Origin of the sequence: Capnocytophaga sp. ARDL2 (assembly GCF_041530365.1) — a bacterium.
Lineage (GTDB): Bacteria > Bacteroidota > Bacteroidia > Flavobacteriales > Flavobacteriaceae > Flavobacterium.
The window spans coordinates 1,370,570-1,387,178 of the sequence record NZ_CP168034.1; the positions used below are offsets into that span (position 1 = coordinate 1,370,570).

18 protein-coding genes are annotated in these 16,609 nt (G+C 33.8%); 15 read left to right on the plus strand and 3 right to left on the minus strand.

Features of this window, described 5'->3' with window-relative positions; all coding sequences use genetic code 11:
* Nucleotides 1–5: 5 nt before the first annotated feature.
* The 13 genes from AB4865_RS06750 to AB4865_RS06810 all read left to right on the plus strand — a co-directional run bounded on the left by AB4865_RS06750 (nucleotide 6) and on the right by AB4865_RS06810 (nucleotide 14,216).
* Nucleotides 6–488 carry a hypothetical protein gene (locus tag AB4865_RS06750; protein WP_372472516.1) on the plus strand — a complete coding sequence of 161 codons (483 nt, stop codon included), beginning with the start codon at nucleotides 6–8 and terminating at the stop codon, nucleotides 486–488.
* 142 nt (nucleotides 489–630) lie between these two features.
* Nucleotides 631–1,059 (plus strand): hypothetical protein, encoded by a 429-nt coding sequence (locus AB4865_RS06755; RefSeq protein WP_372472517.1) that lies wholly within the window; start codon nucleotides 631–633, stop codon nucleotides 1,057–1,059.
* Nucleotides 1,059–1,646, plus strand: a complete 588-nt coding sequence (locus AB4865_RS06760) for a hypothetical protein (RefSeq protein ID WP_372472505.1) — start codon at nucleotides 1,059–1,061, stop codon at nucleotides 1,644–1,646. Before AB4865_RS06755 ends, AB4865_RS06760 begins: the two co-directional genes overlap by 1 nt.
* 49 nt (nucleotides 1,647–1,695) lie before the next feature.
* Nucleotides 1,696–6,825 carry an RHS repeat-associated core domain-containing protein gene (locus AB4865_RS06765; protein ID WP_372472518.1) on the plus strand — a complete coding sequence of 1,710 codons (5,130 nt, stop codon included), beginning with the start codon at nucleotides 1,696–1,698 and terminating at the stop codon, nucleotides 6,823–6,825.
* A 3-nt stretch (nucleotides 6,826–6,828) separates the two neighbouring features.
* Nucleotides 6,829–7,857: a hypothetical protein gene (locus tag AB4865_RS06770; RefSeq protein WP_372472519.1), complete on the plus strand. Its 1,029-nt coding sequence runs from the start codon at nucleotides 6,829–6,831 to the stop codon at nucleotides 7,855–7,857.
* A 157-nt stretch (nucleotides 7,858–8,014) separates the two neighbouring features.
* Nucleotides 8,015–8,770, plus strand: coding sequence for an RHS repeat domain-containing protein (locus tag AB4865_RS06775; protein ID WP_372472520.1), 756 nt, complete (start codon nucleotides 8,015–8,017; stop codon nucleotides 8,768–8,770).
* A gap of 291 nt (nucleotides 8,771–9,061) precedes the next feature.
* Nucleotides 9,062–9,463, plus strand: coding sequence for a hypothetical protein (locus AB4865_RS06780; RefSeq protein WP_372472521.1), 402 nt, complete (start codon nucleotides 9,062–9,064; stop codon nucleotides 9,461–9,463).
* A 53-nt stretch (nucleotides 9,464–9,516) separates the two neighbouring features.
* On the plus strand, nucleotides 9,517–11,115 hold the full coding sequence (locus tag AB4865_RS06785; protein ID WP_372472522.1) for an RHS repeat domain-containing protein: 1,599 nt from the start codon (nucleotides 9,517–9,519) through the stop codon (nucleotides 11,113–11,115).
* 4 nt (nucleotides 11,116–11,119) lie between these two features.
* Nucleotides 11,120–11,521, plus strand: a complete 402-nt coding sequence (locus AB4865_RS06790) for a hypothetical protein (RefSeq protein ID WP_372472523.1) — start codon at nucleotides 11,120–11,122, stop codon at nucleotides 11,519–11,521.
* 2 nt (nucleotides 11,522–11,523) lie between these two features.
* On the plus strand, nucleotides 11,524–12,285 hold the full coding sequence (locus AB4865_RS06795; RefSeq protein ID WP_372472524.1) for a hypothetical protein: 762 nt from the start codon (nucleotides 11,524–11,526) through the stop codon (nucleotides 12,283–12,285).
* A 7-nt stretch (nucleotides 12,286–12,292) separates the two neighbouring features.
* Nucleotides 12,293–12,745: a hypothetical protein gene (locus AB4865_RS06800; protein WP_372472525.1), complete on the plus strand. Its 453-nt coding sequence runs from the start codon at nucleotides 12,293–12,295 to the stop codon at nucleotides 12,743–12,745.
* A 39-nt stretch (nucleotides 12,746–12,784) separates the two neighbouring features.
* Nucleotides 12,785–13,600: an RHS repeat-associated core domain-containing protein gene (locus AB4865_RS06805; protein WP_372474891.1), complete on the plus strand. Its 816-nt coding sequence runs from the start codon at nucleotides 12,785–12,787 to the stop codon at nucleotides 13,598–13,600.
* A 4-nt stretch (nucleotides 13,601–13,604) separates the two neighbouring features.
* Nucleotides 13,605–14,216: a hypothetical protein gene (locus AB4865_RS06810; protein ID WP_372472526.1), complete on the plus strand. Its 612-nt coding sequence runs from the start codon at nucleotides 13,605–13,607 to the stop codon at nucleotides 14,214–14,216.
* A gap of 100 nt (nucleotides 14,217–14,316) precedes the next feature.
* Here AB4865_RS06810 and AB4865_RS06815 read toward each other — a convergent pair whose 3' ends face one another.
* Both AB4865_RS06815 and AB4865_RS06820 read right to left on the minus strand, forming a co-directional pair.
* A complete protein-coding gene (locus tag AB4865_RS06815) occupies nucleotides 14,317–14,445 on the minus strand; it encodes a hypothetical protein (protein WP_372472527.1) in 129 nt (42 codons plus the stop codon).
* A gap of 18 nt (nucleotides 14,446–14,463) precedes the next feature.
* Entirely contained in the window at nucleotides 14,464–14,622 is a 159-nt protein-coding gene (locus AB4865_RS06820) for a helix-turn-helix domain-containing protein (protein WP_372472528.1), read from the minus strand.
* A 115-nt stretch (nucleotides 14,623–14,737) separates the two neighbouring features.
* On the opposite strand from AB4865_RS06820, the gene AB4865_RS06825 reads away from it, so the two are divergent.
* Together AB4865_RS06825 and AB4865_RS06830 are read left to right on the plus strand one after the other, a co-directional pair.
* Nucleotides 14,738–15,814: an RHS repeat domain-containing protein gene (locus tag AB4865_RS06825; RefSeq protein WP_372472529.1), complete on the plus strand. Its 1,077-nt coding sequence runs from the start codon at nucleotides 14,738–14,740 to the stop codon at nucleotides 15,812–15,814.
* A 4-nt stretch (nucleotides 15,815–15,818) separates the two neighbouring features.
* Nucleotides 15,819–16,217 (plus strand): hypothetical protein, encoded by a 399-nt coding sequence (locus tag AB4865_RS06830; RefSeq protein WP_372472530.1) that lies wholly within the window; start codon nucleotides 15,819–15,821, stop codon nucleotides 16,215–16,217.
* Between the two features lie 83 nt (nucleotides 16,218–16,300).
* On the opposite strand, the gene AB4865_RS06835 is transcribed toward AB4865_RS06830, so the two are convergent.
* Nucleotides 16,301–16,579 (minus strand): helix-turn-helix domain-containing protein, encoded by a 279-nt coding sequence (locus AB4865_RS06835; protein WP_372472531.1) that lies wholly within the window; start codon nucleotides 16,577–16,579, stop codon nucleotides 16,301–16,303.
* Nucleotides 16,580–16,609 lie beyond the last annotated feature (30 nt).

Here is a 16,609-nt window from a genome sequence, read left to right on the forward strand (position 1 = left end):
ACAAAATGAAAAGCTTATTTATAACCATAGCAGCTACTATAGTTAGTTGTTTTAATAAACAACCAAAATCCGACCAAGGTATATTTAGTAGTAAAACCCACCAAGATACTCTTGTATATTTGAACAATGATTATAAAATGACGATTTATTCAAGAGATAAAGCAATCTATGATTTTAAACTGTATAATATCAAAACCTTTGTACAATTGGAAGGAACACCTCAATTAATTTTAGTGGAAGATGAGATACCTGAAGGTTCATTGAGGGAAGACCATAATAATCCCAATGATTATAGAGGGTATGAATGTGATAGCGCATATCAATATATAATTGAAAAGATAAAAGTTGTTTTTGCACTTGAAAAAGGTACAAAAAATAGGCTTGATTTAGTAATTTATGATTCTGATTATAAAGATTTTGTAAATGGTGATTATACTTTAGTTAAACAGAATGAAAACATTAGTATTAGAAACTTACCAATCCAATAGAAAAATGACTTATTCTAAATAAATAGGATTAAATATAAACATTACAGGAGAGACTAAAAAAACAGGACGAAAAGATAAAATAGGAAGAGATGCGTATTTTGCAGAAGGTTCAGCACCATTTTATATCACAACAGAAACAAAAATGGATATAAATTTAAGAGCCAATGTTACTTCAAGTATAGATAAAAAAGGAAATTTATCTAAAAAATTTAACGGAATAGATTTTAATGTTACTATAAGTGGTAAGGTAATAGCACCTTATCCAGATATGTCAATGAAATTATTTGATAGAGAGATGAGTTTACAAGGGAATCCGATGACTCCTGATATTTCTCAAAACCCTTCTTTTATTCAAGGTGGTGATGTTCCAACTTTAACCTATAAAACACATTGGAGTTCAACATCTATCCAAAAAAATTATGGAAAATCCTTTAATATCAATTTTAATTTTAAAGGGCAATATGCTAATGGATTAAAATCAATGACAATGCCAAGTATTTTAGGAGTATTAGGTATTCCTAATACTACAAATATAAGAACATTTATAAAATTCAATAATCAACGGAAATAATGAAAAAAAAAATCTTACTATCAATTCTTTTAATCCTACTTAATTGTAAAGAAAAAAAAAATAATGATTTAATTAACCAATCATTGGAAAAATTTTATCGAACAGAAGACTTAAATAGTTTGATAGAAACATATAATCAATTATTTAATGATGTAAATAAAAAAGAAGTTTTAAAAAGATATAATAAAAAACAGGTTATACCTTTTTTTATTGCTCTGAATAAAAAGAAAGAACTTAAAGAAATATTAGAATATCAAGAAAAAATAGATTATCATGACAAACTTTTAATTAATCTATTAGCTTATAATATAGAAAAAGAAAATGGAAATATAAACAAACAACCAATTTATAATAATATAAAAATTATACAAAAGGAATTGTCAAAATCTCCAAAGGATTCTATTTTATATATTGATTATTTTTCTATGAGATCAATGTTGGTTGATGAAACGGAACTAAAAACAGAAATAGATAGCATGAGATATACTAATTTTTATTTTTCAAACAATTTTTATGAATTTATTATTGAAGATGCTATTAATGAATTAAAAAACAATGAGGTTACTAAGAATATTTTTAAAAGATAATTTTTCCTTTGATAAATTTAAAAATTAATCCCTTTCGCCAAGTGCAGGCTTGGGCTATGCTTTTACGCCTAATGTCAATGACCGTTTCAATGCCGATTTTCACTTGGCCGTAACGGGTTCGGAAACTATTTCGGAACAAAAGACACAATTTTATGACATCAATGGTGACGGTTTGGTCGATTTTGTAAGCAATAAACAGGTCTTTATCAATACAGGAACAGGTTTTGCTACTTCAGGAATGCAATTGCCGGATTTTGAGAAAAATACGACGGTTCAAATCGGTTGGATGACCAATTTGTCTGTATTGTTTCCGGTTTCTGTATTTGGGATTACTATCAAGTTTGGTGGCGGTGGCGGTTATAGCCGTTCGAGTAGTTTTCATTCAGAAAAAATCCGTTTGATGGATTTTGACGGCGATGGTTTTGTTGACGTGTTGTATTCAGACAAAGAAGAGCGATTGAAAGTGCGATTGTCAAATATTCGCCGTACCAATTTGTTGAAAAAAGTGAGCAATCCTACGGGTTCGTCGTTTATTATGGATTACGCAACGACAGGTTCTACCTATAAAATGCCGTTTAAAAAATGGGTGTTATCGTCTGTGGATATTCACGATGGATTTGTGGGCGATGGTGCCAATGTACAACGCCAACGCTTTGAATATCAGAATGGATTTAAAGACCGTAGAGAACGCAAATTTTTAGGATTTGGTGAAATCAAAACCCATCAATTGGGCGATAATGAGCAAGTGTATCGCACACAAACACAGGAGTTTGTGCTAAACCAGCTGACCGATACAGAGGCAACGGAACCGAGTATGAGCGGAAAGGTGCGAAAATACCAATACATTGGGCAATTGCCTTGGAAATCATCATTGAAAGATGCGTCTGGTCGAGTGATAAACGAGCAAATTACCGATTATCGTTTGGTGAGTTTAACAGCTAATCAACCGATGGGTAATTTCAATACTACAGAGGCTTCAACCCAAAATTTTGGAGATAAAAGTCGTATTTTGCCCTTGGTGAAAACCCTTACACAAAAGACGCATCATTTTGAGGGAATGAGTAACGATTTTATTACCCATACACAGAGTACACAATTTCAGCGATATGACCGGTATGCACAGCCGTTGCAAGTGAAATTGGTAGAGGACAATTTGGATGTGCGTATTTTGTATCACACGATAAATAATTCGTCAAAATATTTAGTATCTATTCCACGTCAACACCGCATTTTGCATAACAATCAAGTGTTGCGAAAAAGCGATACCACCATAGATGCTGTAGGAAATATTAGGAGTATTTCTCGCGATAGATTGGACGGTCAACAAGCGATTACAAATTATGAGTACAACACATTTGGATTGCTGACGAAAGTAACTTTACCGAAACAAACTGCCAATTCTCCAGAGAGTAGTCGCATGTTCTATTCATACATTTACGACCCAAAATATTATCAATTTGTAAGCCAAGTAACGGATGCTCACGGCTATATCAGCAGCAAATCGTACAGTAATTTTGGAAAAATAGAAAGCGTAACGGATACCAACGGCAACCAATTTTTCTATGATTACGATGCGATGCAACGATTGGTTTTGTTCAAAGGACCATATCACAATGAAAAAACGATTGAACATGAGTACGGTCGCACGGTGCAAAATATACCTTATGCTGTAACCAAACATTATATTACCGACAATCAACATGCACAAAATGCACCGCAACAAATCGTGCATACAGTCAGTTTTTCGGATGGATTGGGTCGCATTATTCAAACCAAAAAACAATTAGACACACCGCAGGAATGTGTAGGTGGCAATGGCTATTGGTTGGAGGTTTCGGGCAAACAATTGTACGATGCCTTGGGACGAGTAACCGCTTCGTATCTGAGTAAAGAGGAGAAAAATTGTCAAGGAGATTTTAATACTCAACTGCGATTGTACAGCGATTTGACACACAACAATCAAGAAAAAACAACCGTTGCTTACGATGCCCTCGACCGACCGCTCTTGCAGACCGTTGTAGGCTTGGATGCTGTAACTTCGTATATTTATGGCAAGGACAACGCTACCCAAACGGCAACGACCCAAGTCATATTGCCAGAAGGCAACCAAACCACGACTTATACAGACCGCCGAGGACACACTGTGCAATCGGTGCAGTACAACAGTGATACAAACGAGGCTTTAGCCACACAATTTGCTTACAATGCCTTGGGCGAATTGCTACAAGTAACCGATGCCGAAGGACATCATACAAAATATCAGTACAATAAATTGGGACAAAAAACTCAGACGATACATCCTGATAGCGGTACAACCAAGTTTGAATACAATCTCGACGGTTCGTTGCGACGCATGGCAAACGAAAAACTCAACCACAACAACCAGTGGATCAATTATTCGTACAACAAAAATCAGTTGATACAAGTACAGTATCCGTCGCATACAGTATCGTATGAATACGGAACCGCGAGTGATTTGGGCAACGGACAAAACCGAGTAGGACGTTTGAAAAAAGTAACGGATTTGACGGGTACTCGAGAGTTTTCGTACGGAAAATTGGGAGAAATCACGCAAGATTACCGAGTGTTGCAATCGCAAAACGGAGTGATGCAATTCTACACCAGGACCCAAACCGACTCGTGGGGGCGTGTGTTGGAGATGACTTACCCTGACGGAGAAAAATTATTTTACGAATACAATACAATAGGACAATTAAAAAAGATAAAGAATTCAAATAATTATGTATATTTGAGGCACGTACTTTATACGTTTTTCGGCGAAGCCAAAGAGATAGAATACGGTAACAAAGTAAAAACCCAAAACGATTTTGATACCATGCGACGTTTGCGTACGATGCGATTGCGAAGACCGAGTAACCACATTTTTTCAAATGTGCAGTACGATTATGACCGCAACCAAAACATTGTGCGACAACGAAATACGGTATCACAGCACAACAATTTGCATTTGGGAGGCGTGAGCGATAAGCAATACCAATACGACAAATACAATCGTTTGTCGAGAGCCATAGGTACATTTACAGGATTTAAGGAAGAGCAAAACTATGATTTGACAATGAGCTACAACGCGACTCATAGTATTGTAAACAAAAACCAGACACACAATGTAACGCTGAATCAAGTACCACAAAATTCGGTGCATAATTATCAAGCGGAGTATTTTTACGATGATGATACACACCCTCACGCACCGTCATTGTTGCAATACCAAGACGGAAAAAGTATTAAATTGAGTTATGATGCCAACGGTAATTTAGAGCATATACAATCAGACAAGGATTTGGTTGTTGTAGGCAATAGAGATTTTGAATGGGACGAGCAAAACCGTTTGTTGTCTGTGGTGGACAATGGCGGACAGCAGATCAGTCATTATGTATATGACCACACAGGCGAGCGAACGTTTAAGTCAGAGCAAGGACTTAGTTTGGCAAATGTATCAGGACAGCAAGCGTATGAAGTATCAGATATGACAAACTATACGCTGTATCCATCAGGCTTTGTCACGGTAAATCCGGAGCGAAATGAATATACCAAACATTATTACAACAACGGCAAGCGATTGGCAAGTCGTTTGATGACTCTACAAGGGCAGTTTGCACAAAACACCCCTCAAGCGATGAGTATGCAGGCGATGTCGGCAACGCAAAGCCCACAAAACTGTCAGCAACAGTTGGATGCGATTATGCAATACCTTGCCAACGACCCTGCGATGGCAGATTGTTTGACAGCGGTACAAAACATCAATGCAGACCCATCTTATCAAAATGCTTGTGATAAACTCTATGCCGTAAACGCATTAAACTGCTCACCCGCAGATGTGATTGATGTGGTGATTACAGACCCTGTGTACACCCCAGAGGAAATCAGTGAGTTGGATTGTATTAATGCGATATATCAATTGTTTTATTTGTCTGTATATAAAAGCAGTAGTACCTATTGGTTGAATGCAGATGTAAAACGCTGTTATAGCCAAATAAAAGGTATAATCATGAAATATTTTATAACACCAGAACCACAACGAATGGATCCTTGTGAGTTTTGGGAGTATTTACAACAATTTTTACCGTGTGAACCTACGCCAACAATTCAAGAGCCAGTTCCAACACCAACAGAGCCAATTACGTATGAACCACCTGTAATGACACAACCTACTCCAATTGTAGGTTTCGAACCTGTTGAGCAAAGTATTGACAAGGTGTATTACTACCACAGCGATCACTTAAATTCAAGTACTTATGTAACCGACAACAACGGCAGACCGGTAGCATATTATGACTACTTACCGTTTGGAGAGGTAGCTGTAGAGCATAATCAAACCACTAACTTCAATAATGGGTATAAATTCAACGCTAAAGAACTAGACCAAGCCACGGGTATGAGTTATTACGGAGCGAGGTATTATGATTCGAGGTTGTCGGTTTTTGTGAGTGTGGATCCGTTGGTGGAGAATTATCCTAACGAAAGTCCATACATATATACAGGTAATAATCCTGTTAATTTTGTTGATCCAGACGGAAGATGTTATACACGAGCTAGTAATGGAGAATACGTCCCTTGTGCACCTCCAATAAAAGATGTTACTTTTGCTGCCAAATTAGAATCCTCAAAACCTATATTTACATACAATTATGGAGCAAAACAAACAGATGCTTTTGGTAATGATTGGACTTTTACAAAAAATAACTCTTGGGAGTTAGTTAATGCAAATCCTAATCCGGATTATTCTCAAAAAGTTGCAATAGCACCTACAGGTGATGCGAGTTATTATGAGCAACGGTATAAAGCTCATATTGAATCATATGGCACAACTCCACCAGATTATTATTTGTCATATGGTCATAAGTATGCCAATAAGTTCACTAAAGAATTAAGAAACGAATTATCTGATGCAGGTAAAAAATGGATAGATCAGACTGTTACAGAGCTACAAAAACAAATGGAAAATTTTATAAAGAATGACTCTTATATTCAAAGTAATAATGATGCTTTCAGAACAAAAGCTTTTGATACTCACGTTCCGTCTTATATAAAAGGTGGATTACTGAAGAATTTACCATTTTCAGATAAATTCAAAATTGGGACTACTCCGGATTTAAAAGATTTAACAAGTCCTGATGGTATGAGACAAGTAAGGCAAATTATCCCTAAAATTTTCTGATTTATGAAACAGCTGATTTTGTTAATGTGTTTAATAACAAGTATTTCTTGTTCTGAAGAAAAAAATGATAAAATGATTTATGAAAATGTTGAAATATTTGTAAAAGAGAATGGTAGTTTTGAAGATTTTTTTGTTATAGATGATGAGTTTTATATCTTGACGAATAAATCTACATATGTGTATTCTGAACCTAAAGACAGGTACATAGAAACTGATGTTAAAGTCAAATTATTTTCAAAAGGAATAAATGAATCTTATGATAAACTAGAATTTATAACAGAATTTAATGAGGTAAATTCAGCTAGATTTTTACCACAGATGGATAATACTTCCATATGCTTTTTTACTCGTGATCTTAATTATGGAAAATCAGATACATTTTATAAATATTCGTCAGGGATTATCACCAAACTTTTTGAACACGAGAATCATATAGTTTGGTATGATGCAGTGCAAAATTTATTTTATGATGGTTATAGCCTTTATAAAGTTCAGGGTAATGAAAAAATAAAACTAACTGAAAAATCCACAAATAGCTCTTATCAGTTGTTTGGAGAAAAGATATACAAGCTCTCTGAAAAAGGAGGTATTATGCAATTGGAAGAACTTGATGCATCATTAGAGACAAAAAAAATAATATTCTCTACAGATAAAAAGTTAAATCTTGATTTTAGAATTTCAGATAGTGTAACGTTCTATTTTTTACAAGGAACTACTGAAGGTAAAATTAATCTTGTCCAATATCGTAAAAATTCATTTACAACCCTAATGGATAATATAGACAACATATCAGATGATGGATTTTATGTATATAAAGATTTAATAGGGCTTATAACGTATAAAGTTGACGAAAGTATGCTTGGAGGTTTTGGAGGGACACGAAAAAGTGTTATTTACTCAAAAGACGCAGGCAAAGTATTTAATGAGTTAAATTTAGAGAAAGGAACATTAGTGCCTCCATATATTTTTTACAAAGACAGTCTTTTTGTAGGAAATTTAGGTAATGGTATACTTGCAAAAGCAAATTTATAGATTTATAACAAAAAAACGCCAAGCTGTAAGCCTGGCGGAGTGAATTTCTTTGAATATCGATAGGATGTTAGCCGTTTGCCTTTCATTAAAAAAAACATTTTTTATTTTGCTAAAAATCATTACATTTACCTCGTTGTTTAGATAAAATAAAAAGTTTGTGAAAGATAAGTTTGTAAGTCTCGAACCTGTACAGCCCCCACTCGATAGAGTGTATTACTACCACGGCGACCACTTAAATTCAAGTACTTATGTAACCGACGACAACGGACGACCTGTTGCGTATTATGATTATTTGCCGTTTGGAGAGGTAGCTGTGGAGCACAACCAAACTACCAATTTCAACAACGGATATAAATTCAACGGCAAAGAACTCGACGAAACAACAGGGATGAGTTACTATGGAGCGAGGTATTATGATTCGAGGTTGAGTGTTTTTATAAGTGTTGACCCGTTAGCGGAGAAAATGCCAAGCTGGTCGCCGTATCGTTATGGGTTTAATAACCCAATCCGATATACCGACCCAACGGGAATGTTTGAGGTAGATGGTGAGTATGAAATTACTCACGATAAAAATGGTAAAGAAGTCAGAACAAAAGTTTCAAATTTAGGAGATGATGTTGGCATAGATTTTAATCATCATTTAGATGGGGATAGAAAAGGTCAAACCGAAATTGTAAATACAAAGAATGGGTTTACCAATTGGATTGCTGATTCACGTTTTATGAGAGGTTATACTCAAAGAGACGAGAGTATTAATTGGAAATCTGTTTATGACGAGTGGCAGTCAGGTACTGGACCAGAAAACAGTTTGTTTTTTGGTAGAGATAATAATATGATTAAAGATATTAGAAAAAGTAATCTTTATCACGGAGCAAGAAATGATTATTTAAAAGCTAAAAGCTTGGGATTTTGATAATAAGATTTCAAAAAAATACATTCCAATAGATTTTGGACTTTCTGGATTGTTGCTTTCAGGAACTAATATGACTATGCAAATGATGGGTTCAGGAGGTGTGAGTTTTTATGATATTGGGAACCATCAAAGATTGGTAATGATAACAGACCAAAAATCCAAAGAATCTTTTTATTATCATTTACCGTGGATTAAAAATATTAGTAGAAATAATGGATGTATTTGTATACAACCAAAACAAAGTACAACAAATCAAACATATATTTGGATTGATAATAATGTTGAACCGTGATGAAAAAGGAAAATGTTTGTTTCTTAGTAGCTATCTTTTTTACAACAATATCTTGTAAAACGTCAGAAAGTAATCTTATAGGAATTTATATTAAAAATCCTAGTGAGAACACCATAGACACTTTGTTTTTGTATGAAAATCATAAATATAAACAAGTGATTTATTATAAAACAGGTGAATTATTTGGTGTAAATGAAAATAACTGGAGATTAAATGGGGATAAAATTGACTTTATGAATTTGTATTTAAATTATGACTTAGATTTAAGTAATTATACCAAGCCTGAAAATGGAATTATAGGAGAAACATTACTTATGACGAGTTTGCTTCCTTTTTCAAATGGAAAGATTATAATTGATAAAGACCGGAAAGTATTTTATTTTAAAAAGTCTAAATTGTAACCAAAATCGCCAAATTTTATCTTACCAAGCATTATTACAACAACGGTAAGCGATTGGCAAGTCGTTTGATGACTCTACAAGGGCAATTTGTCTCTCAAAATCAGATGCAACCACAGGCGATGAGTATGCAGGCGATGTCGGCTACTCAAAGCCCACAAAACTGTCAGCAACAGTTGGATGCGATTATGCAATACCTTGCCAACGACCCTGCGATGGCAGATTGTTTGACAGCGGTACAAAACATCAATGCAGACCCATCTTATCAAAATGCTTGTGATAAACTCTATGCCGTAAACGCATTAAACTGCTCACCAGCAGATGTGATTGATGTGGTGATTACAGACCCTGTGTACACCCCAGAGGAAATCAGTGAGTTGGATTGTATTAATGCGATATATCAATTGTTTTATTTGTCTGTATATAAAAGCAATAGTACCTATTGGTTGAATGCAGATGTAAAACGCTGTTATAGCCAAATAAAAGGTATAATCATGAAATATTTTATAACACCAGAACCACAACGAATGGATCCTTGTGAGTTTTGGGAGTATTTACAACAATTTTTACCGTGTGAACCTACGCCAACAATCCAAGAGCCAGTTCCAACACCAACAGAGCCAATTACGTATGAACCACCTGTAATGACACAACCTACGCCTGTACACGGTTTTGAACCCGTACAACCATCGTTGAACAGAGTATATTATTATCACGGAGACCACTTAAATTCAAGTACTTACGTTACAGATGATATCGGACGACCAGTAGCATATTATGACTACTTACCGTTTGGAGAGGTAGCTGTGGAGCATAATCAGACTACCAATTTCAACAATGGTTATAAATTCAACGCTAAAGAACTTGACGAAGCAACAGGTATGAGTTATTACGGAGCGAGGTATTATGATTCGAGGTTGTCGGTTTTTGTGAGTGTAGATCCGCTTGTAGATCAAACCTTTGAACCATACAGCTATGTAGGGAATAATCCTGTGATGTTTACTGACCCTACGGGGATGAGTAAAGATGAGGTGATAATTACAGGAAATATGGCAAAAGAAGCTTTCTTAGAGTTGCAATCTGCTGTTGCTGGTCAATTAATTTTGACAATGGATTTTTCAGGTAAATTATCATACAGACCAATAGAAGGAGTAAATATTAGTTCTGATACTCAACAATTAATAGATGCTATTGATGATAACTCCATTATTGTGAATATAATAGCAGATGATACATATACAACTCCGAATAATGAATTATTTATAGGTGGTGCCTTTATGGGAAATACAGTAATAAATGACAATGGTAAAAAAAATGTTGTTGCCGAACAACTTATCAATCCAAATGTTTTAAAAAAACTTAGTGCAGACTATAATAAACCAGGTGCAGATACTTTACATGAAATCACAGAAGCTTATCAAGGAGGGCTTATTTCAAAATCAAAAAATATTTCATCTCCTGCTGGCGGAAAACCCAATAGTGTTTATACTCAGGCACATAATACAGCGACACCTCAATCAGGTATTGTTAAAGAATTTATTTATGATGAAAAGGGAAATGAACTTAAATTAACACCTTCAGGAAGATTTCCTCCAAACGCGACAAATTTAGAGTATAAGACATCTAATGGAACAATAATATTAAAAATACCATAGTATTATGAATAAAGTTATTATATGTTTTTCTTTTTTTTTATTAATAAATTGTAATATTGTAAAGAAAAACAGTAATCAAAATGAATTATATCATAAAATAACAAAGATAGATTCGATAAATAGTTATTATCTTGTTTATACCACAAAAGGTGATTCTGTTTTTCAAATAGTATCAAAAAAAGAAGTAGTAGAGAGCTGTAAAAAAATAGAAATAGGGAAAGATTATATGCTTAAATTAACTTCTTTCCGTTCTACAGCTCCCTATATTGGGAATATTAAAATATCACCTGTTAATGATTTACATATAAAATGTTTTCAATTTGAAGATAATACAGAAATATGTAAAGAAGAAGGTATAAGCGATTTGTATTTTACTAAAAATTTGAAAGGATTGTGTATAAAATAAGTATGTTCAGCTTACAAGAAAAAACCTTTGAGCCATACAGCTATGTAGGGAATAATCCTGTGAATTTTGTGGATCCTACGGGGATGAGTAAGGAGGATCCGATAGGTCCAGGTTATTATACTGCGACTGTAAATTCTAGGACAATAGGCTTTGCTTTAAGGCATCCTATAGCAGCTGTATCAATAGGAACGCCGAGTAAAGGATGTACTAATATTTCCACTAATTCTGTCAGATTTTCAACTCGTATAGGTTTAAATGAAAATGCACAAAAAGAGGGGTCGCAAGTGAATGCTTATAGGCATACTTTGTGGCAAGCTGAAATTACAAAAGAATTTGGTACAAATATAGCAAAACAAGTTGGAAATGCTCACGAAGTCAATCCGTTTGCAGCTACAGGAAACAATTTAATAACAACTTTCAATACACTTGCAGAAGCAGATGAAACAATTGATTTACTCAACAATATAATCGGAAGAAGTATAGGTGAAGCTAATCCTAATGCTAATATGCAAGAATTAGCTATGAAAACATTAGATTATTTTAAAAATAAAGGTCTTTGGACAGCAACGGTTATAATCGATGAAGAAGGGAATACAACAGGTTGGAGTATATCTCAAACAAGATTGAGTAAAGAACAATATAATAAAGCAAAAGATATTATTCAGGGATTAAACACGAATGGTTTTACTCAATCAGAACAGAAAATACGAGATGCAAAAAGTCAAAAAAAGATTGAACGTTTAGAAAGAGGTCCTAAATGGTAATTTATGTATGAAAAGGATATTGATAATTTTAATCATACTTGTGATTTACTCTTGTAATGACACATCGGATAGCAAGATTAGTGAAAAAATACAAAATGTTTGTTTAGAACGGGAGGATAATTGTATGGTATCTTTAAAAGATATTGTTGTAGAAGATTGGGATTATGTATTAATTTCGACAGAAAGTTTATCATTGGAGAATTTGAATAACCAATTAGGATTTGAATATCCTTATTTTACTGATATAGCTAAAAGAATAATCTTTGTTAAGGGAGATAAAATAGTTTATCACGAAGATGAATTTCCAAATCCTGAACAAGTAAAAAAAGGAAAAGTTTCTTTTGATATAGGAAGCAATAGTTTTATGAAAATAGAAAGAGATAAAGCTATATTTAAGGTTGTAAAGGAAAACAAACACTATTTATTAATTCATACAAAAGGCACTCATAATAGCAAATAAGTATATCTGATTTTAGAGCATCAAGAGTTGCAAAAATGAATAAATAGGTACTACTACGGAGCAAGGTACTACGACCCAAGATTGAGTGTTTTTATATCTGTAGATCCGATGGCGGAGGAATACAGAAACATTGGAGGTTATGTTTATACTGCTAATAATCCAATAAACTTTATTGATCCTGATGGGAGGGAAATTAAAGATCATGATAATGTTGTTGCGAATTTTAAAAAAGAAATAACAAATAATATCAATACTCAAAAAGAGTTAATTAAAAAAGGATATATAGATTCAAATTCAGGAGAAAAATTAATTTCTTTTTACACTAACATTTTGGATGAAATATCTAAATTAGAAAAATCTGATCAGATATATAATGTATATCTTGACACTTCAAATAAAGAAGGAGGAATGAAGTATGATATGAGTTCAGGAGAAATTATGATTAGCGTAGATAACAATATTGGATTAGTAGCACATGAATTACATCATGCTTATCAGTATGAAGTTGGAGATGTTTCGTTAGTTGTTGATAATTCTTCTTATGGAATGCTGTATGATATTACAGATGAAACAAATGCATATAATAGAGAGAGGGCATTAGTTACAGGAATGCAATTCTTTCAGACACCTAATTCAATAGTAGAGGGGTATCCCTTAAAAATGAGTGATGATGATGTTAGACAATTAGGAAGCACTATGACACCTGCAGCTTATCAGATTTTACCAAATGGACCTATTGGTTTGAAATCTAATATTGGTAAACAGTTGAGAAAAAAAACAACAGAGGCTGGTAAATTAGGATTACCTGTAAAAGAAGTTTATAAAGGTTGGCAAAAAGATTATAACAAAAAATAACAGAATGGATATAATTAGATTTTTAATTTTTACTCTATATTTCCCTTTTATTTTGAATTCTCAAAAAACAAATGTTGAAGATATGTATTCATATCAAACTCCTTATTATTATGAGAGTATTAGTCTATTGAAAAATGGACAATTTATTTATAAGAATAACACTAATTTTTTAAGTTTAAAAATAGAGGGAAAATGGGAAATAAAAAATGATAGCATTCTTATTTTAAATAGTGATATTAAAAATGATAAAATTAAAGTAGTAGAGTCTATAAAAAAAGATAAAAAGCATATTTTTAAAGTACGAAATACAAATGATTATTATTTTGTTTACGAAATTTATTTAATTAATAATAAAGGAGATACGATAGTTATGAAAAATCAATTTGATAAAACTAATATTATTGGAAATTTCTCATCGTTTTATATTGTTGATACTAGAGGACTGAAATCACCAACGTACAAAATAATTAATGAAAATGCTAATTTTTTTGAAATAACGATTGAACAAAAACGTTTTTTCGATAATGAAATTTGGAAATTTCATCACGATTATATAATACCTTTGGGGATAGATGAAAAATATACCAATTATAAATTATATAAAACAAATCATTAATTTGATAGTATATTTTGAAAAATATTAAAATGCAATTAATTGATATTTAAATCCTTTAACCCCAAACTCCGCTAGGTTTTAAACCTAGCGGAGTTTGTATTTATAAGATAGATTGAATTTTTCTTTTAGCGATAAAGGCGTCGATAACAGAGAAGATATGGTTTTGGTCGGTTTCTTCAAATTTAGACACTTCCAAGATTCTTTCGCTGGTGGTTTTATCAATTTGCACATCTTGTTTACTTGTCAGTTAATCCAAAGACACTTCTAAAATATCCGCTATTTTACGAGCGATATCAATCGAGGGAAGCATTTCATTACGCTCATATCTTCCTAATACATTTTTATGAATACCCAAACGATTGGCTAATTCTGTTTGAGATATTTCTTCTAATAAAAAAAGACTCAAAAAAGGGAGTTTTTTGCAAAGAGTTCTAGCCGTTTACCTTTCATTAAAAAAAACATTTTTTATTTTGCTAAAAATCATTACATTTACCTCGTTGTTTAGATAAAATAAATAGTTTGTGAAAGATAAGTTTGTAAGTCTCGAACCAGTGCAACCGTCGGTTGATAGAGTTTATTACTACCACGGCGACCACTTAGGAAGTAGCACTTATGTAACCGACGACAACGGACGACCAGTTGCGTATTATGACTACTTACCGTTTGGAGAGGTAGCTGTGGAGCATAATCAGACTACCAATTTCAACAATGGGTATAAATTCAACGCAAAAGAACTCGACGAAGCAACAGGGATGAGTTACTATGGTGCGAGGTATTACGACCCAAGAATAAGCGTGTTTGTGAGTGTAGATCCGCTGGCAGAAGTTCAACCAGACAAGACACCATACCATTATTGCTCAAATAACCCCGTTAGTAGAGTTGACCCGACAGGAATGCTTGACCACGAATATGATAAGGACGGAAATAAAATCAGTGATTTAGGAGGTGATAAGATAGATTTCCATCATCAGGGAGATGGAAGTACTAAGGTGGTAGATAGAGCAACTGGAGCGTCTAATGTTATTAAAGGAGGGGAAGCATTAATCAGAGGTTATACTCAACGTGATAATAGTACAGGTTGGGGAACACTATTTAATGAATGGGACCAAGGAACAGGACCAACAAAGAGTATGTTTGCTGATTTTGACAATACCAGCACAGGTGTTTTTGGTTCTTTTGATAAAACTTTTTCAGTTTATGCAGGAAAGGCAAGAACAGCGGTATTAAATGATGGAGGTAGTAAAGGACGGGTTAATTTTGATTACGGAGATATAAACCCACTAACAGCAGGATTTGACGGTTGGGAACAGTTTATTGGTCGTGCGAACCTTTCTTATTATAAACTAGGGGATAAGGTTCTTTATATGATGAATGATACGAAATCAATGCAATCGTTTATGTATAGAATGTCACCAAGTTGGGAGCGTTCCGATTTTAGGCTGAACGGTACTACTTATCAAACTTATATTTGGACAGAAACAATACAAGAAGTACAGAATAAAAGTCAGATACGAGTAGATTATATAAATCAGTTACAGAAAGCAAGGCAGGAGTACCGTAATACAGAACATCAGCGTTTGCCGGCAATTAAATGGTAGTAATATGAAAGTAGTGGGAATGTTTTTAATAGGCTTATTGTTTGTTTCGTGTGGCTATACAGAAAAAGAGTTAATCGGAGTTTATGCACCGACAGACTACAAAAATACATTTGATACCATACAATTAAAGGAACATAATAAGTATCACAGAAAGGTTTTCGACAAGAATAAGAAACTTGTATTGGAAATCAATGGGAAATGGGAACTTGATGGAAATTATATAAAGTTTAAATCATTTTATCTAAATTTAGATGATGATTTGGTTAACTTTCCTGAAAGTGTTCGAGATACTATAGGAGGATGGGGAGGAAATTTAGAGCGAAGAAAAGGAACTATTGAGTTTTGTGTGGGACATTTATCCGCTAGCTTGTCCGACCAGAATTGTTACCAGAAATTGAAATAAACAACAAAGCCACTCAATGAGTGGCTTTGTTTATTTAGCGTAAGCGTGTTTGTTTTTAAAATCTCTTATCAGAGCATCGAGGGTTACAAAAATGTAATCCTTGTCTTTTTCGGGAGCTTTGTAACTTCCTGCACTCTGTCGAGAGTAGCCTTGTCGAGTTCCACATCAGAATTACCCGTTAGAAAATCCAAACTTACTTCGAGAGCTTGTGCGATTTTAACCGCCATTTCTATGGTCGGCTTTACTTCGTTGCGTTCATATCTTCCGTAGGCATCGCCATTGATACCGATTTTCTTACCTACTTCCGCTTGGGAAAGGCTTTTTCTCTTTCTTACTTGTGTCAATCGTTCGCCAAAGGTCATATCTGTATGTTTTAATGCAGTAAAAGCAAT